This is a genomic window from Arthrobacter sp. NPDC093128 (assembly GCF_040683875.1).
Taxonomy (GTDB): domain Bacteria; phylum Actinomycetota; class Actinomycetes; order Actinomycetales; family Micrococcaceae; genus Arthrobacter.
In genome coordinates this window covers 24,054-43,802 of record NZ_JBFBEY010000007.1, presented here as the reverse complement: position 1 = coordinate 43,802, position 19,749 = coordinate 24,054, and the positions used below count along the sequence as shown (strand labels likewise).

At 66.1% G+C, this 19,749-nt stretch carries 19 protein-coding genes; 11 read left to right on the top strand and 8 right to left on the bottom strand.

Annotated features, from left to right (window positions below):
• Positions 1-86: 86 nt before the first annotated feature.
• Positions 87-1,895: an alpha-amylase family glycosyl hydrolase gene (locus tag AB0N24_RS09960; protein ID WP_364123643.1), complete on the bottom strand. Its 1,809-nt coding sequence runs from the start codon at positions 1,893-1,895 to the stop codon at positions 87-89.
• Positions 1,896-2,131: 236 nt separating this feature from the next.
• Between AB0N24_RS09960 and AB0N24_RS09955 the strand changes: the two genes are divergently transcribed.
• From AB0N24_RS09955 to AB0N24_RS09935, 5 genes are all read left to right on the top strand, one after another.
• Entirely contained in the window at positions 2,132-3,418 is a 1,287-nt protein-coding gene (locus tag AB0N24_RS09955) for an ABC transporter substrate-binding protein (protein WP_364123327.1), read from the top strand.
• A 6-nt stretch (positions 3,419-3,424) separates the two neighbouring features.
• Positions 3,425-4,462: a sugar ABC transporter permease gene (locus AB0N24_RS09950; protein ID WP_214954461.1), complete on the top strand. Its 1,038-nt coding sequence runs from the start codon at positions 3,425-3,427 to the stop codon at positions 4,460-4,462.
• On the top strand, positions 4,459-5,355 hold the full coding sequence (locus AB0N24_RS09945; RefSeq protein WP_214954463.1) for a carbohydrate ABC transporter permease: 897 nt from the start codon (positions 4,459-4,461) through the stop codon (positions 5,353-5,355). Before AB0N24_RS09950 ends, AB0N24_RS09945 begins: the two co-directional genes overlap by 4 nt.
• Positions 5,356-5,363: 8 nt before the next feature.
• A complete protein-coding gene (locus tag AB0N24_RS09940) occupies positions 5,364-5,630 on the top strand; it encodes a hypothetical protein (protein ID WP_364123324.1) in 267 nt (88 codons plus the stop codon).
• Between the two features lie 100 nt (positions 5,631-5,730).
• Positions 5,731-6,798, top strand: coding sequence for a LacI family DNA-binding transcriptional regulator (locus AB0N24_RS09935; RefSeq protein WP_364123322.1), 1,068 nt, complete (start codon positions 5,731-5,733; stop codon positions 6,796-6,798).
• A 4-nt stretch (positions 6,799-6,802) separates the two neighbouring features.
• On the opposite strand, the gene AB0N24_RS09930 is transcribed toward AB0N24_RS09935, so the two are convergent.
• Complete coding sequence (locus tag AB0N24_RS09930) at positions 6,803-7,759, bottom strand: hypothetical protein (protein WP_364123320.1); 957 nt, start codon at positions 7,757-7,759, stop codon at positions 6,803-6,805.
• A gap of 10 nt (positions 7,760-7,769) precedes the next feature.
• Positions 7,770-8,576, bottom strand: a complete 807-nt coding sequence (locus AB0N24_RS09925; protein WP_364123318.1) for an exodeoxyribonuclease III — start codon at positions 8,574-8,576, stop codon at positions 7,770-7,772.
• A 284-nt stretch (positions 8,577-8,860) separates the two neighbouring features.
• Between AB0N24_RS09925 and AB0N24_RS09920 the strand changes: the two genes are divergently transcribed.
• From AB0N24_RS09920 to AB0N24_RS09905, 4 genes are read left to right on the top strand one after another with little or no spacing between them, the layout of a single operon-like run.
• Entirely contained in the window at positions 8,861-10,360 is a 1,500-nt protein-coding gene (locus AB0N24_RS09920) for a CoA-acylating methylmalonate-semialdehyde dehydrogenase (RefSeq protein WP_364123316.1), read from the top strand.
• Complete coding sequence (locus tag AB0N24_RS09915; RefSeq protein ID WP_364123314.1) at positions 10,360-11,460, top strand: enoyl-CoA hydratase/isomerase family protein; 1,101 nt, start codon at positions 10,360-10,362, stop codon at positions 11,458-11,460. Before AB0N24_RS09920 ends, AB0N24_RS09915 begins: the two co-directional genes overlap by 1 nt.
• On the top strand, positions 11,453-12,403 hold the full coding sequence (gene mmsB / locus AB0N24_RS09910; protein ID WP_364123312.1) for a 3-hydroxyisobutyrate dehydrogenase: 951 nt from the start codon (positions 11,453-11,455) through the stop codon (positions 12,401-12,403). Before AB0N24_RS09915 ends, mmsB begins: the two co-directional genes overlap by 8 nt.
• Before the next feature lie 44 nt (positions 12,404-12,447).
• Positions 12,448-13,227: an enoyl-CoA hydratase gene (locus AB0N24_RS09905; RefSeq protein ID WP_364123310.1), complete on the top strand. Its 780-nt coding sequence runs from the start codon at positions 12,448-12,450 to the stop codon at positions 13,225-13,227.
• A 43-nt stretch (positions 13,228-13,270) separates the two neighbouring features.
• Here the strand turns inward: AB0N24_RS09905 and AB0N24_RS09900 are convergent, their stop codons facing one another.
• Together AB0N24_RS09900 and AB0N24_RS09895 are read right to left on the bottom strand one after the other, a co-directional pair.
• Complete coding sequence (locus AB0N24_RS09900) at positions 13,271-13,903, bottom strand: class I SAM-dependent methyltransferase (RefSeq protein ID WP_364123308.1); 633 nt, start codon at positions 13,901-13,903, stop codon at positions 13,271-13,273.
• A gap of 63 nt (positions 13,904-13,966) precedes the next feature.
• A complete protein-coding gene (locus AB0N24_RS09895) occupies positions 13,967-14,932 on the bottom strand; it encodes an NAD(P)/FAD-dependent oxidoreductase (protein ID WP_364123306.1) in 966 nt (321 codons plus the stop codon).
• A gap of 78 nt (positions 14,933-15,010) precedes the next feature.
• Between AB0N24_RS09895 and AB0N24_RS09890 the strand changes: the two genes are divergently transcribed.
• Positions 15,011-15,589, top strand: a complete 579-nt coding sequence (locus tag AB0N24_RS09890; protein WP_364123304.1) for an XRE family transcriptional regulator — start codon at positions 15,011-15,013, stop codon at positions 15,587-15,589.
• Positions 15,590-15,595: 6 nt separating this feature from the next.
• Here the strand turns inward: AB0N24_RS09890 and AB0N24_RS09885 are convergent, their stop codons facing one another.
• The 3 genes from AB0N24_RS09885 to AB0N24_RS09875 all read right to left on the bottom strand — a co-directional run bounded on the left by AB0N24_RS09885 (position 15,596) and on the right by AB0N24_RS09875 (position 18,373).
• Positions 15,596-16,024, bottom strand: coding sequence for a DUF1761 domain-containing protein (locus AB0N24_RS09885; protein ID WP_364123302.1), 429 nt, complete (start codon positions 16,022-16,024; stop codon positions 15,596-15,598).
• Positions 16,025-16,105: 81 nt separating this feature from the next.
• Positions 16,106-16,612, bottom strand: coding sequence for a MarR family transcriptional regulator (locus AB0N24_RS09880; RefSeq protein ID WP_364123300.1), 507 nt, complete (start codon positions 16,610-16,612; stop codon positions 16,106-16,108).
• Between the two features lie 30 nt (positions 16,613-16,642).
• On the bottom strand, positions 16,643-18,373 hold the full coding sequence (locus tag AB0N24_RS09875; RefSeq protein WP_364123298.1) for an AMP-binding protein: 1,731 nt from the start codon (positions 18,371-18,373) through the stop codon (positions 16,643-16,645).
• A gap of 221 nt (positions 18,374-18,594) precedes the next feature.
• On the opposite strand from AB0N24_RS09875, the gene AB0N24_RS09870 reads away from it, so the two are divergent.
• Positions 18,595-19,728 carry an acyl-CoA dehydrogenase family protein gene (locus AB0N24_RS09870; protein WP_364123641.1) on the top strand — a complete coding sequence of 378 codons (1,134 nt, stop codon included), beginning with the start codon at positions 18,595-18,597 and terminating at the stop codon, positions 19,726-19,728.
• Positions 19,729-19,749: the final 21 nt, after the last annotated feature.

Genomic DNA, 19,749 nt, shown 5'->3' with positions numbered 1-19,749 from the left:
CAACGCAGCAGGGGCGCTCCCTTCCTTCCGGAAGGGAGCGCCCCTGCTGCGTTGTGCGCTTGAGCTGTGTGTTTGAGCCGTGTGCTCTAGTCGGCGAGGAGGTACGCGGCGGAGTTCGGTGCCAGCTTCCGTGCGCCGGCCGGGTCCGTCTTCGCTTCGGCGCCGCCACCCGTCACAGCCTCCGGCGTGCTGGCCAGGGCGACCCGGTATCCGTCCGGCAGCGGGGCTGCGGCAATGCCCATGTTGGCGATCACCAGGACGTCCCCGTTGCGGAAGGCGAGGACACCGTCGGCAGGCTCGTGCGAATCTGCCCAGACGAAGCTCCCTACGCCCAGCCGGTGTTCGCGGCGGAGGGCCAGTGCGGCACGGTACAGCTCCAGCGTGGAACCGGCGACGCCGTCCTGACGGTCCGCGGCCAATACACCGAACGACTTGGGCTGGGGGAGCCAGGGGGCGGCCGGCGCGTTGGCTGCTCCGGCTCCTGCTCCTGTTCGGGCTGCCGACGCGAACCCGTAGCCCGGTTCCCCGGACTTCCACGGAAGCGGGACACGGCAGCCGTCGCGGCCGCGTTCCACGCCGTTGGTCCGGAAGAACGTGGGGTCCTGGCGGGCTTCGGCCGGGACGGCGGTGTGCTCGGGTAGGCCCAGTTCCTCGCCCTGGTAGAGGTAGGCCGAACCCGGGAGGGCCAGCGAAACCATGGTGGCGGCCCTGGCACGTGCCAGGCCCAGTCCGGCGTCCGGCTGCTCATCCTCGGCGGCAATGCCCTTCGGGAACGTGGTGGGGTCCTTGAGCCCGAAGCGTGTGCTGTGCCGGACGGTGTCGTGGTTGCTGAGCACCCACGTGGTGGTGGCACCCACGGTGGCGGCAGCGCGCAGTGAATCCTCTATGGCCACGGCAGTCCGTGCGGCATCCCAGCCGGCCAGCAGGAAGTCGAAGTTGAATGCCTGCTGCATTTCATCCGGCCGGACATACCGGGCCAGCCGCTCGGCCGGCTCCACCCAGGCCTCGGCCACCAGCATGCGGTCGCCGTCGTATTCGGCCAGCACCCTGTTCCAGTCACGGTAGATGTCGTGGACGCCGTCCTGGTCAAAGAACGGCGACGGCGGATAGAGCGGCGAGACCGGCTGGTGCCCGTCACCTTCGCCGGTTGTGGCTGCGGTGACGGCGGCGCCGGCAGCGGCAGGGCTACCGGCGGCAGCCGCGTGGGCGCGGTGCGGTTCCTCCGCTTCGGTATGCCCGCCGTGGGCATCGCCGGGCAGTTCGGTGGCCCCTTCCACCATGGCCGCGGAGCCTTCCCAGTCGGGCAGTCCCGCTTCCTTGACCATGCCGTGGGCCACGTCCACGCGGAACCCGTCCACGCCGCGGTCCAGCCAGAACCGCAGCACCGAGCGCATTTCCTCCTTGACCTCGGCGTTTTCCCAGTTCAGGTCCGGCTGCTTGGTGTCGAACAGGTGGAGGTACCATTCGCCGGGCCCGCCGTCGGCCTCCGTCACGCGGGACCAGGCCGGGCCGCCGAAAATGGACTTCCAGTTGTTCGGTGCCAGGTCGCCGTCGCCGGAACCGGGAACTGAATCCTTGCCGGGCCGGAACATGTACCGGTCCCGTTCACGGGACCCCGGGGCCGCTGCAAGGGCCTCCTGGAACCAGGTGTGTTCGTCCGAGGTGTGGTTGGGGACCAGGTCAACGATCACCTTGAGCCCCAGGCCGTGAGCTTTCTGCAACATTTCGTCGAAGTCCGCCAGGGTGCCGAACAGCGGGTCCACTTCGCGGTAGTCGGCGACGTCGTACCCGGCATCGGCCTGTGGTGACTTGTAGAAGGGGGACAGCCAGACGGCATCAACCCCGAGCTTGTGCAAATGGTCCAAATGCGCCGTCACACCGCGGAGATCGCCCATCCCGTCCCCGTTCGCGTCGGCGAAGGACCGGGGGTAGACCTGGTAAACAACGGCGCTGGCCCACCAGGCCCGGATCGAGGAGCCGGCAGTGGGGACTGGGCTGTATGCCACAGATATCCTTTCCATAAACTTCGGTGTAAACGCTTGCATTTCTCACCGCAACGTTACTAGTGTGATGGGCACCACTTCAACCGCACCCCCGATCTTGCTCGACACTCAGCGAGGAGTCTCTTTTTATGAAATCCCCTAAGTTCCTTTTGCCGGCCGCTGCCGCCGGTGTTCTGGCGTTAACCCTCTCCGCCTGCGGTGGCGGAGGCGGCACCACCGGCGGCGGAGGCGGCGGCGACGCCGAACAGGGCCTCGACGGCCGCGGCCCCATCACGTACGTCCAGGGCAAGGACAACAGCAACGTTGTCCGTCCCCTGATCGAAAAGTGGAATGCCGACCACCCGAACGAGAAGGTCACCTTCAAGGAACAGACCGACCAGGCCGACCAGCAGCACGATGACCTGGTCCAGCACTTCCAGGCCAAGGACGCCGGTTACGACGTCGTCGATGTCGACGTGGTCTGGACGGCCGAGTTCGCGGCCAAGGGCTGGCTCCAGCCGCTCAAGGACAAGATGGCGCTGGACACCTCCGCCATGCTCAAGCCGACGGTGGACAGCGGAACCTACAAGGGGACCCTGTATGCGGCCCCGCAGACCTCAGACGGTGGCATCCTTTACTACCGCAAGGACCTGGTTCCCACCGCGCCCACGACGTGGGACGAAATGATGGGCATGTGCTCCATCGCCAAGGCAAACAACATTGGCTGCTACGCGGGCCAGTTCAGCAAGTACGAAGGCCTGACGGTCAATGCTTCCGAGGCCATCAACTCCTCGGGCGGCTCCGTGCTGGACAAGGACGGCAAGCCCAGCCTGAACACGGCCGATGCCAAGGCAGGGCTGGAAAACCTCGCGAAGGCATACGCTGACGGCAACATCCCGAAGGAAGCCATCACGTACAAGGAAGAAGAGAGCCGGCAGGCATTCCAGGACGGAAAGCTTCTGTTCCTGCGCAACTGGCCGTACGTCTACAACCTGGCTACCACTGAAGGTTCCTCCAAGGTCAAGGACGCCCTGGGCATGACTGCCCTTCCGGGCAAGGACGGCCCGGGCGCCTCCTCGCTCGGCGGCCACAACCTCGCCGTGAGTGTCTACTCGAAGAACAAGGCCACGGCCCTGGACTTCCTGAAGTTCATGACCTCGGAAGAAACCGAGAAGTTCTACGCCACCCAGGGCTCGCTCGCCCCGGTTCTGGGCTCGTTGTACGAGGACAAGGAGCTCGTGGCCAAGCTGCCGTACCTTCCGGTCCTGAAGACCTCCATCGAGAATGCCGTGCCGCGTCCGGTCTCGCCGTTCTACCCGGCGGTTACCAAGGCCATCCAGGAAAACGCCTACTCTGCCATCAAGGGGGAGAAAACCGTGGAATCTGCTTTGTCAGACATGCAAAAGTCCATCGAGTCCGCTAGTGCGGGACAGTAGCCACTCATGGCAACCGAATTGGGCCCGACGCCGGTAAAATCACCGGCGTCGGGCGGTACCCCGGTCCATCACGGCCCTAAGGGCGTCGGTGAGGACAACAAGATCCTGAGCCAGGGCAAGTGGGCTTCCTGGCTCCTTGCCCCCACCATCATCGCCTTGGCCATTGTGATCGTTTATCCGATCATCAGCGCCATGGTCATGTCCTTCCAGAAGGACGCCGGGCTGGATCCGGTCACCGGACTGTTCACAGCCGGCGGCCCGGCCGGCGTCCAGAACTACGTGAACTGGCTTGCCCAGCAATGCGCGGCACCCGGAGGCGGAACGGTGGCTTGCCCGCCCGGAACCCTCGGTGGCCAGTTCTGGTCAGCCACGGCAACAACGTTCTTCTTCACCGTGGTCACGGTGACGTTGGAGACCGTGCTCGGTTTCTGGATGGCTCTCATCATGGCCAGGACGTTCCGCGGCCGCAGTCTGGTCCGCGCAGCCGTCCTGGTTCCGTGGGCCATTCCCACCGCCGTGACCGCCAAGCTGTGGCTGTTCATCTTCGCTTTCGAAGGCATCGCCAACAAGCTGTTCAACACCACCATCCTGTGGACGGGCAGTGAGTGGCCGGCCAAGTGGGCCGTGATCATCGCCGACGTCTGGAAGACCACGCCGTTCATGGCGCTGCTCATCCTGGCCGGGCTGCAGATGATCCCGGCCGAGGTCTATGAAGCTGCAAAGGTTGACGGCGCCACCACCTGGCAGCGGTTCCGGATGATCACCCTGCCGCTGGTAAAGCCGGCGCTGATGGTGGCTGTCCTCTTCCGCACCCTGGATGCACTGCGTATGTTCGACCTCCCGTACATTCTGACGGGCGGCGCCAACAACACCACCACGCTGTCCATCCTGGTGATCAATCAGATCAGACAAGGGTTCAACGCAGCGGCAGCATTGTCCACGATCACATTCATCATCATCTTCCTCGTCGCGTTCATCTTTGTACGTTTCCTCGGGGCGAATGTCGTGGAGCAAAGCGGAGCCACCGGTAAGGGGAAGAAATGAGCACCGCGTCAGCCGCGACTGCCCTGAGGGCAGAACAGGACAAGGGCCGCAAAGCCTCGCAGAACCGGGAGAAATGGGCGCAGGGGCGCACCTACATCAGCGCCGTCGTCGTCCTGATCTGGTGCCTGGCGCCGGCTTATTGGATGGTGGTGACAGCTTTCCGCGATGTGGGCTTCACCTATGACACCTCGATACTGCCGACGCATGTCACGCTGGATAACTTCAACACGGCATTCGATACGTCCTTCGGCAACAGGTTCGGGCAGGCACTGCTCAACAGCATCTTCATCGGCGTCGTCGTCACGGTTGTGTCGCTGCTGATCGGTGTTTTCGCCGCGTACGCGCTGGCCCGCCTGAACTTCCGGTTCAAGTACCTGGTGCTGGGCTTCATCCTGGGCGCGTCCATGTTCCCGGGCGTCGCCCTCATCACGCCGCTGTTTCAGCTGTTCACCAACATCGGCTGGATGGGCACCTACCAGGCGCTGATCATCCCGAACATCTCGTTCGTGCTGCCGCTGACCGTGTACACCATGACCTCCTTCTTCCGCGAAATGCCGTGGGAACTGGAGGAATCGGCGCGCGTGGATGGCTGCACGCAGGGCCAGGCCTTCCGGAAGGTGATTATGCCGCTGGCGGCACCGGCCATTTTCACCACAGCGATCCTGGCGTTCATTTCGTCCTGGAACGAGTTCCTGATCGCCAGCCAGCTGTCCAGCGACGCGACCCAGCCGGTGACGGTGGCTATCGCCAGCTTCGCCGGTGCCCAGCCGAACCAGATCCCGTACACGGCCATCATGGCGGCCGGAACCATCGTCACCATTCCTTTGGTGATCCTTGTGCTGGTCTTCCAGCGCAAGATTGTTGCCGGCCTCACCGCCGGCGCCGTCAAGTGAGCCGTCAAGTGACAGGTTCGGCTGAAGGCAAACAGAACCACGGATTCGTCCGGAGTGAGCACAAACGGGCCCGCTCCGGGGAAGACTTTGACATCATCATCGGATTCCTCGGGTTCTGGGCCGTCGTGCTGCTGGCGGTCACCGTCTGGATGGAGGTGACCGCCCAGCCGGCGCTCGGCTGGGCGCTGGGCCTGCTGGCCACGCTGCTGGCCCTCTACGGGATGGTCCGGCTTCGCCGCGGGCTGCCCGCCAGGACCGCTACGCGTAAGAAATAGGAGCTGACCAAGAGCTCAAAGGCTGAGCGGAATAGACTGGTTTGTTGCCGCAGAACACCAGGTATCAAGATTCTGCGGACAGCTGACAAGGGGAAATACCGTGGCACGCACATCTGACAGGGCTCAACGGGGCGGCCATTCCGGCGTCAGCATTGAGGATGTTGCCGCAGCCGCGGGGGTTTCCACCGCCACCGTCTCGCGCGCAGTCCGCGGACTCCCCAGGGTTTCACCGGCCACCCGGGAAAAAATTCTCGAGGTGGCCGGCGCCTTGGGCTACGTGGCATCCTCGTCCGCCTCGGGGCTGGCCACCGGGCGGACCAAGACCATCGGCGTGCTGGCGCCGTTCGTGAGCCGCTGGTTCTTCTCGAAGGCCATCGAGGGCGCGGACCGGGAATTGCACGCCCGCCGGTACAACCTCTCCCTGTTCAACCTGGGCGGGCACGGCAGCAACCGTGAGCGTCTCTTCAGCAAGACCATGGTCTACAAGCAGATCGATGCCCTCCTGGTGCTTTGTATGGCGCTGACCCACGACGAAATCGAGCACCTGCAAAAGATCGACATTCCTTTGGTGGTGGTCGGCGGCCATGTGGAGGAGTGCCCCTACATCGGTATCGACGACTATGCCGCGGCGTCCACCGCCGTGCGGCACCTGATCAGCCTGGGCCACAAGGACATCGCCCTCCTGCACGGCGACGACGAAACCGACCTCAACTTCGACGTTCCCCGCGTCCGCATCAAGGCCTTCCACGACGTTATGGCGGGATCCGGGCTGACGGCACGTCCGGAATGGGATGAGTGGGGCGACTTCACAGTCCGCAGCGGGCAGGATGCCTTCACCCGGATGTGGGCCCGGCCCGGACCGAAACCCACCGCCATCTTCTGCGCTTCGGACGAGATGGCCATGGGCGTGATCTTCGAAGCCCACAAAGTGGGCGTCCGCGTGCCTGAAGACCTGTCCGTCATCGGGATCGACGACCACGATTTCTCGGACGCCATGGGACTGACCACCGTGCGGCAGCGGCCTGACGAACAGGCTGAACTCGGCACCAAAATGCTGCTGGATGAGCTGGACGGTGCCATCGGTTCGGTCCGCTCAACGGTGGCGCCGCACCAGCTGATCGTCAGGAGAACGACGGCGCCGCCCCCTGCCGCGGACAACGCCAGTTAGCAGCCTAGGACGCGCGTGCGAGCTGCCTGATGGGAATCCAGCGCGAGGCAAGCCGGCGATAGGCCGCAGCGGCCCCGGTCATGTCTCCCTCCGCCAGGCATTCGATGCCCAGACGCACATCCATGGGTGAATCGTCCGGATACACCTTGTCCGCAACGGCGCCGTAGTCCAGTTCCACCACAGAGCCGGGATGGAAGAGTTCCAGCCACTCGGTGAGCTGGGTCATGTCGTCCAGCATGTCCAGGTCGGGGGCGGCCAGGGCCAGGTTGGCCACGGCATAGCGGACCCGTTCCAGGGCTTCCCCGATCCGTGCCCAGACCCGGACCGTGACGATCCGTCCGCCCGATTCCACCACGTCCTGGTGGTCGGATTCCTGGAAAAGCGAGAACCAGCTAAAGGGGATCCCCCACGTGGACGCGCGGGTGTGGACGCGGGTTGAGCCCTCGCGGGCCTTCACCAGGTCAATTCGTTCCTGGTGCTTGTCCCGCTGTTCCTCCGGAATCAGAAGCTCCGCCAGCGGTCCGTGGATGCCTTCCATGAGGGCGTTGGCGGCAAGCCCCGCCCGCAGCACCAGCTGGCTGGGGCAATACAGCAGTGCCGGCCCGTTGTCGGCGGCAGCAGGGGCGGCTTCGGATCCCGGCCCGCCGGCGTCGGACGTCCCGGGAGCGTCCGACGCGCCGGAGGACGTGTGCCCGCGCGGCTGTTCCGGCTCCGGGGGAGCCGGTACGATCCGCACCAGATCGGTCCGACCGGTGGGGAAGGGATCTCCGCCGGGGCGCGTGATCCGGCCGAGGGACGCCTGCAGTTCCGCGTTTTCCACGGCAGCACGGGACGCCGTCCGGGCGCCTGCCGTCCGCAGCGCGGCGCGCTGCTCCTCGGGGAACGCGGACAGCGGCTCGTAGATGCGCAGCGCGGACGAGAAGGGCAGGCCCGCCTGGCCCCGGTAGATGTTGCCCGTCATCGCGGACCCATCAGTCGGCCAGCTCCACGATGACCGGCGCGTGGTCGGAAGCGCCCTTGCCTTTTCGCTCCTCGCGGTCGATGGACGCCCCGGTCACCCGGGAGGCCAGCGCGGGGGAGGCGAGGACGAAGTCGATCCGCATGCCTTCCTTCTTGGGGAACCGGAGCTGCGTGTAGTCCCAGTAGGTGTAGACGCCGGGGCCGGGGGTGTGCGGACGGACGACGTCGGTGAATCCTGCCCCCTCAAAGGCGTGGAACGCGGCGCGCTCGGGTTCGCTGACGTGGGTCATTGCGTTGGCGCGGAAGAAGTCGATGTCCCAGACGTCGTCGTCCTGCGGGGCGATATTCCAGTCACCCATCAGGGCAATCTGTGCTTCGGGGTCTTCGGTGACCCAGGTCTGGGCATGGGTCTTCAGCATGTCCAGCCAGCTGAGCTTGTAGGGCATGTGTTCGTCGTCGAGGGACCGGCCGTTGGGAACATAGAGGCTCCACACCCGGACGCCGCCGCACGTGGCGCCGATGGCGCGGGCCTCCTGGACGGGGTCCTTGCCGTTCTTACCGAAGACCGGCTGGTCCAGGAAGGAACGTTCCACGTCCTCGAGCCCTACGCGGGAAACGATGGCCACGCCGTTCCACTGGTTCACGCCAAAGTGCGCCACCTCGTAGCCCATGCGCTCAAAAAGATCCCACGGGAAGTTGTCGTCCTTGCACTTGGTTTCCTGGATGGCCAGGACGTCGCAGTCACTGCGCTGCAGCCAGGCCTCCACACGGTCGGCACGGGCACGGAGGGAGTTCACATTCCAGGTAGCAATCTTCACAGTTCCTAACTTACCGAACTTGGGCGCCCGGCATAGCGGACTGGCGCTCCGGCGAGGTCGGCTTTGCGCCCGGCATCGCGGCCGAAACGGGGCACTTCGGCGCGGACACGCCGCCAAATAAGACCCAATCCAGCAGAATCCACGTCAAAGTGCCCCACGACGGCCGGGCCCGACGGCGGTGCCCGGCCAGGGCGGGGCCCTCGCACGCTCTGGAATTTAGTAGGAAGTCCGAGTATATTCAGCAACAAGGATGATGTAGGTCACATGCAAAGGAGCATTCCGCCATGGTTCGCGAGCTTTCCCATTACGTAGACGGACAGCGGGTAGAAGGCACCTCCGGGCGCTTCAGCGACGTCTACGATCCGTGCACCGGCGAGGTCCAGGCGAGGTTGCCGCTGGCCAGTGCCGAAGAGGTCCGCAATGTCATCGCCAGCGCAGAGAAGGCCCAGGTGGCATGGGGTGCGATGAATCCCCAGCGCCGCGGCCGGATCCTGCTGAAGTTCGTGGACCTGGTGAACGAGCACCTGGACGAACTCGCCGCGCTGCTCTCCTCCGAGCACGGAAAGACCCTGCCGGACGCGAAAGGCGACATCCAGCGCGGCATCGAAGTGGTGGAATTCTGCGCCGGCGCCCCGCACCTGCTCAAGGGCGAGTTCTCCGACGATGCAGGGTCCGGCATCGACGTTCACTCCATGCGCCAGCCCCTGGGCGTGGTGGCCGGCATTACCCCGTTCAACTTCCCCGCGATGATCCCGCTCTGGAAGTCCGGCCCGGCCCTGGCTGCCGGCAACGCGTTCATCCTGAAGCCCTCGGAACGGGACCCGTCCGTGCCGCTGCGGCTGGCCGAGCTGTTCACCGAAGCCGGGGTGCCGGACGGCGTCTTCAACGTGGTCAACGGGGACAAGGAGGCGGTAGACGCCCTGCTTGAGGATGAGCGCGTCAAGGCCATCGGCTTTGTGGGTTCCACCCCGATCGCCCAGTACATCTACGCCACCGCGGCCGCCCACGGCAAGCGCGCCCAGTGCTTCGGCGGGGCCAAGAACCACATGGTGATCATGCCGGACGCGGACCTGGACATGGCCGTGGATGCGCTGATGGGCGCGGGCTACGGATCCGCGGGCGAACGCTGCATGGCCATCTCGGTGGCAGTCCCCGTGGGCAAGGACACTGCCGACGCCCTGGTTTCCAAGCTGGAAGAACGCGTGAAGCATCTCAGGGTGGGCCACAGCCTGGACAAGGATTCGGACTTCGGACCGGTGGTGGCGGCGTCCGCCAAGGAACGGATCGAGGGCTACATCCAGTCCGGCTTCGACGAGGGCGCAACCCTCGTGGCGGACGGCCGCGGCCTCACCGTTGACGGCTATGACGGCGGGTTCTGGGTGGGTCCCACGCTCTTCGACAACGTCACCAAGGACATGAAGATCTACAAAGAGGAGATCTTCGGCCCGGTGCTCAGCGTGCTGCGCGCCGCCGACTATGACGAGGCCCTCCGGCTCTGCAGCGAGCACGAGTTCGGCAACGGCGTGGCCATCTTCACGCGCGACGGCGACGCCGCCCGTGACTTCGCCAGCCGCGTGCAGGTCGGTATGGTGGGCATCAACGTGCCCATCCCGGTGCCGATCGCCTACTACACGTTCGGGGGCTGGAAGGCCTCCGGCTTCGGAGACCTCAACCAGCACGGCGCCGATGCGTTCCGTTTCTACACCAAGACCAAGACCGTGACCAGCCGCTGGCCCTCCGGCATCCGCCAGGGCGCCAGCTACGTGATGCCGGAAGGCAGCTGATGAGCGCAGGACCTACCGCAGGTACGAACACAGCAAGCCCCACTGACGAAGTCCTGTTTGAGCGGCGCGGCCACCTCGGCGTCATCACGCTGAACCGGCCCAAGGCCGTGAACGCCCTCACCGCCGGCATGGCCGCCGCCATGCTGGAGCGGCTCGCCGCCTGGGCGGACGACGACAGCGTGGCCACCGTCCTGGTGCACGGTTCCGGTCAGCGGGGGCTGTGCGCCGGCGGCGACATCGTGGCCATCTACGAGGACATGCTGACGGGCGGTGATTCAACGGCGGACTTCTGGCGCACCGAATACCAGCTGAATGCGCTGATCGCCGGGTACCCGAAGCCGTACGTGGCCTTTATGGACGGCCTGGTGCTGGGCGGCGGTGTGGGGATCTCGGCCCACGGTTCCGTGCGTGTGGTCACCGAACGCACCCGCACCGGCATGCCGGAGACCACCATCGGATTCGTGCCCGACGTCGGCGGCACCCTGCTGCTGTCCCGCTCGCCCGGGGAGGCGGGCACCCATGCGGCCCTGACCGGCGCCCACCTGAGCGGAGCGGACGCCCTGTTCCTGGGCATGGCCGACCACTTTGTGGCCTCGGCGAACCTTCCCGCCCTGGCGGCGGCATTGGAAAGCGAAACGGCGGAAGCCGCCGTCGGACGCTTCACCGAAGAGCCGCCGGCTTCGGCGCTGGCCGGGCAGCGGCACTGGATCGACTCCTGCTATGCAGGTGACGACGTCGAGGAGATTCTCCGCCGGTTGCGCGCCTTTGCCGGAGACGCGTCCGGGGAGGCCACGGACGCGGCCGACACGATCGAGGCGAAGTCGCCCACCGCGGTGAAGGTGGCGCTGGCATCGCTCCGCCGCGCCAAGGATCTGACGCTGGAGGAAGCTTTGGAGCAGGAGTACCGCGTGGGCCTGCGGTTCCTGGCCGGACCGGACTTCCGCGAGGGCATCCGGGCGCAGGTGGTGGACAAGGACCGCAACCCGCAGTGGAAGCCGGCCACGCTGCACGAGGTATCCGCCGCCGACGTCGGGAGGTTCTTCGAGCCGCTGGGGGAGCGGGAGCTCAATCTGAAGTCAAAGGAGGCCGACAATGTCTGAAGCAACCGCAATGTCTGAAGCAACAGGACCCGGGAAAATGGCGCACGTCGCGTTCCTGGGGCTGGGGCACATGGGCGGTCCCATGGCGGTCAACCTGGTCAAGGCCGGGTACACGGTGGCGGGTTTCGACGTTGTGCCCGCGGCGCTGGATGCGGCCCGGGAGCACGGGATTCCCACCGTGGCAACACCCGCCGAAGCTGTTGCCGGTGCGGACGTGGTGCTCACCATGTTCCCCAGCGGCCAGCACGTCCTCGAGGCCTACCGCGGAACGGACGGCCAGCCTGGGCTGCTGGACGCTGCCGGGCCGGACACCATGTTCCTGGACTGCTCCACTATTAACGTTGACGAGGCCCGGGAGGCGTCCGCGCTCGCCGTTGCCGCCGGCCACCGGGCAGTCGACGCCCCCGTCTCCGGTGGTGTTGTGGGGGCCGAAGCCGGAACCCTCACCTTTATGGTGGGCGCCCTGCCCGAAGACTTCGACGCCGTGCGGCCCCTGCTGGAAGTGATGGGCAAGCGCGTGGTCCACTGCGGCGCCCACGGCGCGGGCCAGGCCGCCAAGGTCTGCAACAACCTGATCCTGGGCGTCTCGATGATCGCGGTGAGCGAGGCCTTCGTGCTCGGCGAGAAGCTGGGGCTGACGCACCAGGCCCTGTTCGACGTCGCGTCCGCGGCGTCCGGGCAATGCTGGGCGCTCACCACCAACTGCCCGGTCCCCGGGCCCGTGCCCACCAGTCCGGCCAACCGGGATTACCAGCCGGGATTTGCCGGGGCGCTGATGGCGAAGGACCTCAAACTGGCCCTGAACGCGCTGCAGAGCACCGGAGTGGCCGCCCGGATGGGGCCGCTGGCATCGGAGATCTACGATACGTTTGCGGCGGAGGGCGGCGCGGGCCGTGACTTCTCCGGCATCATCACGGACATCCGGGACAAGTCGGCGCATTAGGCGCGGCAGCAGTATTCGAAGCAGAACCACGTGAGGAGTCAGGCATGACGGAACAGTACGGGAACATTCTGGTGGAGCGGCGCGGACGCGTGGGGCTGGTGACGCTGAACCGGCCCGAAGCGCTGAATGCGCTGAACAAAGACACCATGGATGAACTCGTGGCTGCCGTCACGGCCATGGACGCGGACCCTGAAGTGGGCGCCGTGGTGGTCACGGGGTCCGGAAAGGCGTTTGCTGCCGGGGCGGACATCAAGGAGATGGCCGCCCAGGGCTACATGGATATGTACGCCGCGGACTGGTTCCGCGGCTGGGAGGACTTCACCAGGCTGCGCATCCCCGTGGTGGCGGCCGTCTCGGGCTTTGCCCTGGGTGGCGGCTGCGAGCTGGCCATGATGTGCGATTTCATTATCGCCGGGGACAACGCCAAGTTCGGGCAGCCGGAAATCAACCTGGGCGTACTGCCGGGCATGGGCGGTTCGCAGCGCCTCACCCGCGCCGTGGGCAAGTCCAAAGCCATGGACCTGATCCTCACCGGGCGCTTCATGGATGCCGAGGAAGCGGAACGCGCCGGCCTGGTGTCCAGGGTGGTCCCCGCCGCTGATGTCGTGGAAGAAGCACTGAAAGCCGCCGAGGTGATTGCCTCCAAGTCCAAGCCGGTGGCGATGGTGGCCAAGGAAGCGGTCAACGCGGCGTTTGAAACCGGGCTGGCGCAGGGCGTCCTTTTCGAACGGCGGATCTTCCACTCGCTGTTCGCCACCGAGGACCAGAAGGAAGGCATGGCTGCCTTCACGGAGAAGCGCCAGCCGGAATTCAAGCACCGCTAAGGCGTTCGGCTCCTTAGGAGCCCGGCCTCTCAGGGCATCGGCCCTAAGGGCGCGGCGGCCGGCGGTGGGCGCGGAGCACTGAATCCGTGACGGTGACGGCATTGCCCTCCTCGTCCGGGGCGGTGCGCCGGCGTGCTTCGCACACGTCGATTTCCCACTCGTCCCGATCCAGCCCTGCGGCGATTTCCTCCGGTGTGAAGAGCAGGCCCGGCTCGCTGGGGCGGCGGATTCCCGCTTCAAGGTCGGAGGGGTGGTGGCCCACGATCAGGAGGGTTCCGCCGGGGGCCACTGAGGCCGCGAGCCGGTGGTGCAGCTCGGTTCGCTGGGCCAGGGGCAGGTGCATGAACTGGGCGGATACGAGGTCGAACGTGCCCGCCGGCGGAGGCGATGCGGTGAGGTCGTGGTGGGCCCAGGTGATCCGCCCGGACGCCGCCGAATCCTGCGACGCCCTTTCGGCTGCCCGGGCCAACGCCACCGAGGAGATGTCCACGGCCGTCACCCGCCATCCCTGGAGTGCCAGCCAGATTGCATCGGCGCCCTCGCCGCTGCCCACGTCCAGCGCCGAACCCGGACGGAGCCCGGCAGCCTCGGCCAGCAGGTTCGGGTTCGGATTGCCGCTCCACACCGACCCGTGCTGGCGGTAGCGCTCATCCCAGAACGACTCGTCAAACTTCATCCCTGGTCTCCTCGCTGCCCGTGCTTCAGGTCCCGGGCAGCGTGCCGTCAGGGACGGCCCACGCTACGCCGTGACACTGCCACGATACGCCGTGAGGGCTTCCTCCAGTTCCTCGGCCATGAGGTCGGCGTTGATGACGACGCCGGTCCAGGCTCCGGCCGCAGCTGAGGACAGCACCTGCGCGCGGAGGTCGGTGACGTTGCCGGCGGCCCATACCCCGGGCACGCCGGTGGCGCCGTCGGCGTCTGTTTCGAGGAATTCGCCCATCCCCATCGGATGCTGGACAGCCGTGAGCCCAAGGCCGGCGAAGGCTGCGGTCCGTGCCACGAACCGCGGCGCTGCGGCCACGGCATCCACAGGCACCAGGCCGCCGTCGGCCAGGACCACGCCGGTCAGCTTGCCGTGGTCCACCCGCAGGGAGCCAACGGGGCCGTCGACCACCGTGATGCCGCGGGCGGCGAGCTGGTGCAGCTCCAGGTCCGTGGGTTCCATGGCGTCATTGAGGAAGAGCGTGATGTTTGCGCTCCACTGCCGGAATAGCAGGGCCTGGTGGACCGCGAACGGGCCGGTGCCCAGGATCCCGAGGGCCTGGTCCTGGACTTCCCAGCCGTGGCAGTAGGGGCAGTGCAGCACGTCCTTGCCCCAGCGTTCCTGCAGCCCGGGGATGTCCGGGAGCTGGTCAACCAATCCCGTGGCGATGAGGAGCCTGCGGCCCCGGACCACGGTGCCGTCCGCCAGTTCCACCGCGAAGGCCCCCTTGGCACCCAGAGCGCCAAGCACCTGGCCGCTGATGATCCGGACGCCGTACGATTCCGCCTCCTCGCGGCCAATCCCGTACAGCTCCGCCGGGCTGATACCGTCACGCGACAGGAAGCCGTGCACTCCCTGGGCGGGGGCGTTCCGGGGCTCCCCGCCGTCGACCACCACTACCGACCGGCGTGCCCGGCCCAGCATCTGGGCCGCATTCAGTCCCGCTGCTCCGCCACCAACAATGACGACGTCCACCAATGTGTTGTTCTCTTCAGTCATTTTTCTTACCTCCGCATCCATCGTCGAAGGCTGACCGTAAAGTGGCAAACATCTTTGCCAAAGTGGCAAACTTGGGGCATGGATGAACTTGACGACGTGCTGGCGGCGGTGGGTCCGCGGCTTCGTGCGCTGCGGATCAGCCGCGACACCACCCTGACTGCCCTTTCGGCTGCGACGGGGATCTCCGTCAGCACGCTCTCACGGCTGGAGTCCGGCCAGCGCCGGCCGAACCTGGAACTGCTGCTGCCCCTGGCGAAAGCGCACCAGGTTCCGTTGGATGAACTAGTGGGCGCGCCCACCACCGGCGACCCCAGGGTCCATCTGCGGCCCATCGTCAACAAAAGAATGACCATCATTCCGCTGACCCGGAGGCCCGGCGGGGTGCAGGCGTACAAACTCATCCTGAATGCCGGCGGCCCCGAGGAGCCGGCGCCGCAGGTCCACGAGGGATACGAGTGGATCTATGTGCTCAACGGCAGGCTGCGCCTGGTCCTCGGTGACACAGACATCGTGCTGCCCCCGGGTGAGGCGGCCGAGTTCGACACCCGGACCCCACACTGGTTTGGCCGGGCGGACGAGCGGCCGGTGGAATTCATTAGCCTGTTCGGGCGCCAGGGCGAACGCATGCACGTCCGGGCCAAGCCTCCAGGCTCTTAGGCGCAGCTAAGCGGCGCTGATGCCGAACAGCCCGATGATCAGGCCCATGACCACCAGGGTGACCAGTTCGTGAGCGCAGTTCAGGACGGTCAGCCCGGCCGGGCGGCCCTCGAAAGCGTCATGCGTGATGAAGCGGGCTGCCGTGAACCCGGCCCAGAGGATGACGGCCGTGATCAGCGTGTTGGCCAGGAAGTTGCCGCCGTAGAAATGCTGCGAGATGGCGGCCGATCCGGCGAGCACCAGGGCGCTCACGAAACTGACCACCAGCGTGATCAGGATGGGTTTGACCGCGTCCTTCGCTTCGCCGCTGGGGGAAACCTTCGCGACTTTCATCCAGTAATTGCCGAAGACTTTCGGGGTGTACCAGACCGAGCCCACCACCATGCTGGAAAGGGTGGCCAGCAGTACGGCCCAGATGTTGATTTCCGGAATCATTGCGCTCTCCTCAGGTCCAGCTTCAGGTCCGTTCCCTCGAAGTCTAGGGCTGCCCGCCGACTTGTCTGCGGCAACACGGGGTCAGTCGGCGAAGTCTCCGGCGTTCCGGCGGAATTTCCCCAGGATCCCGATCAGCTGGTCCACGTCCTGGCCGGCGAAACCGGACTGGCCGAACACCTCGGTGTTGAGTGCCGCCGTCGCACTTTTCGCCAGCGTGCGTCCCTCGGCGGTGAGCTCGATCAGGGTGGTGCGGCCGTCCGTCGGATGCGGGGAGCGGACCACCAACCCTGCATCCTGGAGGCGGTCGACGGCGTTGGTCACCGAGGTGGGGTGGACCTGCAGGAGCGCACTCGCCTTGTTCATGGGCAGTGCGCCGCTGCGGGCGAAACTCAGCAGCGCCAGGAGTTCGTAACGGGCGAAGGTCAGGCCGAAGGGCTTGAGGACGCCCTCGATCCGGGCCAGCAGGATCTGCTGGGTCCGCATGATGGCCGTGATGGCGGCCATGGGCGCGGCAACGTCACCCCAGCCGTGCCGTTCCCAGTTGCGCTGGGCGTCGGCAATGGGATCGCGCGGGAGCGGGTTTCCCATGGCACCTCCTGACATATGGGTTGCTCCAGCCTAGCTTTTCAAACCCGGGAAATCCGCCTCCGAGTACTCGGTCCCCAGGCCCTCCGGCAAGGGCCCGCTGCCGTGCCGGAGCTCTTCGCTGTGCCGGAGTTCCACGCGCCGGATCTTGCCCGAGATGGTCTTCGGAAGCTCCGCGAATTCCAGCCGCCGGATGCGTTTGAACGGGGCCAGATGGTCGCGGCAGTACTGCAGGATTTCTTCGGCGAGTTCGGGGCCGGCCTGATGCCCCGCGGCCAGGACCACAAACGCTTTCGGCACGGACAGCTTGAGCGGATCCGGGGACGGCACGACGGCCGCTTCGGCCACCGCCGGGTGCTCGATCAGGACGCTTTCCAGCTCGAACGGGGACAGCCGGTAGTCGGAGGATTTGAACACGTCGTCGCCGCGGCCCACGTAGGTGATGATGCCGCGTTCGTCCCTGCTGGCCATGTCCCCCGTGTGGTAATAGCCGTCCCGGAAGGCGTCCGCGGTCTTTTCGGCGTCGCCGTAGTACGCCTTCATCAGCCCCACGGGCCGGGGGTCCAGGCGGAGGCAGAGCTCGCCGTCGTCGGCTTCTTCCCCTGTCGCGGGGTCAACCAGCACCACGTCGTAGCCGGGGAGCGGCTTGCCCATGGCGCCGATCTTGATCGGCTGGCCGGGGGTGTTGGCGATCTGAACCGTGGATTCGGTCTGGCCGAAACCGTCCCTGATGGTCTGGCCCCAGGCGCGCTGCACCTGGTCGATCACCTCGGCGTTGAGCGGTTCGCCGGCGGACACCACTTTGGTGGGCGGGTTCTTGAGGACGGTGAGGTCGGCCTGGATCAGCATGCGCCACACGGTGGGCGGGGCGCAGAAGCTGGTCACCCTTTCGCGGTCCATCTGTTCCATGAGGGCCTTGGCGTCGAACCGGCTGTAGTTGTAGATGAACACGCAGGCCTCGGCTATCCAGGGCGTGAACACGTTGGACCACGCGTGTTTTGCCCAACCCGGAGACGCCACATTGAGGTGCACATCCCCGGGTTCCAGCCCGATCCAGAACATGGTGGAGAGGTGGCCCACCGGGTACGAGGTGTGCGTGTGCTCCACCAACTTGGCCTTGGACGTGGTCCCGGACGTGAAGTAGAGGAGCAGGGTTTCGTCAGCCTTCGTCGGGGCGTCCGGCGCGAAACCGCCCGGGGCGCCGGCTGCGTCCGTGTACTGGGCAGCGCCGGCTGCCGGAACTGCGGCAGGGCCGCTGTCCGCGATCTCAATCAGTTTGTAGTTCCCCGGAACGTCGGCAAACTTGCCGATGTTGGAACTTCCGACGGCGGCCCAGCCCGCCTCGCCGCGCTCCACCCGGTCGGTCAGGTCCGCCGGGCCCATCAGGGTGGTGGTGGGAATCATCACGATGCCCAGCTTGATACCGGCCAGCATCAATTCCCATAGTTCCACCTGGTTGCCCAGCATGATGATCATGCGGTCGCCGCGGCGGACCCCTTGGCTCCGGAGCCAGTTGGCCACCCGGTTGGAGCGCTCGGCCAGCTCCGCGAAGGTTCGCCGCGTGGCGCTGCCGTCCTGTTCAACGATGACCAGGGCCGGCTTGGCGCCCTTGCCGGGGTCCGCAGCGATCTGGTCGAACCAGTCGAGGGCGAAGTTGAACTCGTCAAAGCGGGGCCACTGGAATTCACTCCGTGCCTGGCCGTAGTTCTCGCGCAGGGCCAGTAGCCTGTCCCTCGCGGCCCGGAAGTCGTCGGTGACTGTCATGGGGGCCCTTTCGCCTAGTGATCCACATCACTGTGCAATATACTAGGACATCCAAGGGTTTGGAAGAGCCGGCGCGATGGCGTGGCCGGCGGACGACGAAGGGATACATGCCCGTGCAGACACAGGGACGTGCCAGCGGATCGCCCGAAACAGAGCCCGGGCTACCGGCGGAAGCGGTTGCCCCGGGACCGGAGCAGCCGCCGTTCCCGGATGCGGACCTCATGTACATCGTGGATCTGCTGCCTGCGGTGGAGCGATCGCGCTATCTGGAGGTGCGTGACTTCTTGCAGTCCCGCATCCGTGCCGCGTCCATCGAGTACTGGAACCGCGAGGAATTCCCCTTCGGACTGTTGGCTGAAATGGGCAAGTACGGGCTGGGCGGGTTGCAGACGGACGGGACGTCCGCGCTTTTCAAGGGCCTGATGTACGTGGAGGTGGCCCGCGCCGACGTGTCCCTTTCTGCCCTGGTAGGCATCCACAATGAGCTGATCGTCGGGATGATCGACGAACTCGGATCGGAGGAGCAGAAGCAGCGGTGGCTTCCCGGACTGACAGCCTTCACCCAGCTGGGGGCCTTCGCACTCACGGAGCCGGACCACGGATCCGATATCGCCGGCGGCCTCGAAACTACGGCCCGGCTGGAGCGCGGCGAGTGGGTGATCAACGGGACGAAACGCTGGATCGGCGCCGGTACCATCGCTGATTTCGCGCTGGTCTGGGCGCGCGATGAGGCGGACGGGCAGATCAAGGGCTTCATCGTGGAAACGGACCGTCCCGGCTATACCGCCACGAAGATTTCCAACAAGATCGGCCTGCGGATCATGCAGAATGCGGACATCCGGCTGGATGACGTGCGGATCCCCGAATCCAATCTGTTGCCGGGCGCCACGGACTTTTCCAAAGCCAACGACCTCCTCCGCGACTCGCGTGCCTGGGTGGGCTGGCAAGGTGCCGGGATTCAGCTGGCCGCGTTCGACGTCGCCCGTTCCTATGCCCTGAAACGGAAGCAGTTCGGCAAGGAGCTGGCGAGGTTCCAGCTGATTCAGCAGCAGCTGGCCGAAATTTTGGGCAATGCCAGCGCCTCCCTGGCGCTCATGGCCCAGCTGGCCCGGATCCAGCAGGACGGCAAGCTGGAGATGGTGCAGGCCGCCATGGCCAAGTCCACCACCACCCGCCTGGCGCGTGCCTCGGTGGCCATGGGCAGGTCCCTGATGGGCGGCAACGGCATCAGCAGCGACTACGAGATGGGCAAGCTATTTGGCGACGCCGAAATTCTCTACACGTACGAGGGCAGCTACGAGATCAACTCGCTGATCGTGGCACGTGCAGTGACTGGGAAGTCGGCATTTGTCTGACGGTCTGCGGGGCTGAGTCCG

Coding starts and splice junctions, on each gene's coding strand:
- AB0N24_RS09895 (WP_364123306.1), bottom strand. CDS start 14,932: ATGACTGAAGAGAACAACACATTGGTGGACGTCGTCATTGTTGGTGGC.
- AB0N24_RS09955 (WP_364123327.1), top strand. CDS start 2,132: ATGAAATCCCCTAAGTTCCTTTTGCCGGCCGCTGCCGCCGGTGTTCTG.
- AB0N24_RS09945 (WP_214954463.1), top strand. CDS start 4,459: ATGAGCACCGCGTCAGCCGCGACTGCCCTGAGGGCAGAACAGGACAAG.
- AB0N24_RS09960 (WP_364123643.1), bottom strand. CDS start 1,895: ATGGGCGATCTCCGCGGTGTGACGGCGCATTTGGACCATTTGCACAAG.
- AB0N24_RS09875 (WP_364123298.1), bottom strand. CDS start 18,373: ATGACAGTCACCGACGACTTCCGGGCCGCGAGGGACAGGCTACTGGCC.
- AB0N24_RS09900 (WP_364123308.1), bottom strand. CDS start 13,903: ATGAAGTTTGACGAGTCGTTCTGGGATGAGCGCTACCGCCAGCACGGG.
- AB0N24_RS09920 (WP_364123316.1), top strand. CDS start 8,861: ATGGTTCGCGAGCTTTCCCATTACGTAGACGGACAGCGGGTAGAAGGC.
- AB0N24_RS09905 (WP_364123310.1), top strand. CDS start 12,448: ATGACGGAACAGTACGGGAACATTCTGGTGGAGCGGCGCGGACGCGTG.
- mmsB (WP_364123312.1), top strand. CDS start 11,453: ATGTCTGAAGCAACCGCAATGTCTGAAGCAACAGGACCCGGGAAAATG.
- AB0N24_RS09950 (WP_214954461.1), top strand. CDS start 3,425: ATGGCAACCGAATTGGGCCCGACGCCGGTAAAATCACCGGCGTCGGGC.
- AB0N24_RS09930 (WP_364123320.1), bottom strand. CDS start 7,759: ATGACGGGCAACATCTACCGGGGCCAGGCGGGCCTGCCCTTCTCGTCC.
- AB0N24_RS09915 (WP_364123314.1), top strand. CDS start 10,360: ATGAGCGCAGGACCTACCGCAGGTACGAACACAGCAAGCCCCACTGAC.
- AB0N24_RS09880 (WP_364123300.1), bottom strand. CDS start 16,612: ATGGGAAACCCGCTCCCGCGCGATCCCATTGCCGACGCCCAGCGCAAC.
- AB0N24_RS09870 (WP_364123641.1), top strand. CDS start 18,595: ATGTACATCGTGGATCTGCTGCCTGCGGTGGAGCGATCGCGCTATCTG.
- AB0N24_RS09885 (WP_364123302.1), bottom strand. CDS start 16,024: ATGATTCCGGAAATCAACATCTGGGCCGTACTGCTGGCCACCCTTTCC.
- AB0N24_RS09890 (WP_364123304.1), top strand. CDS start 15,011: ATGGATGAACTTGACGACGTGCTGGCGGCGGTGGGTCCGCGGCTTCGT.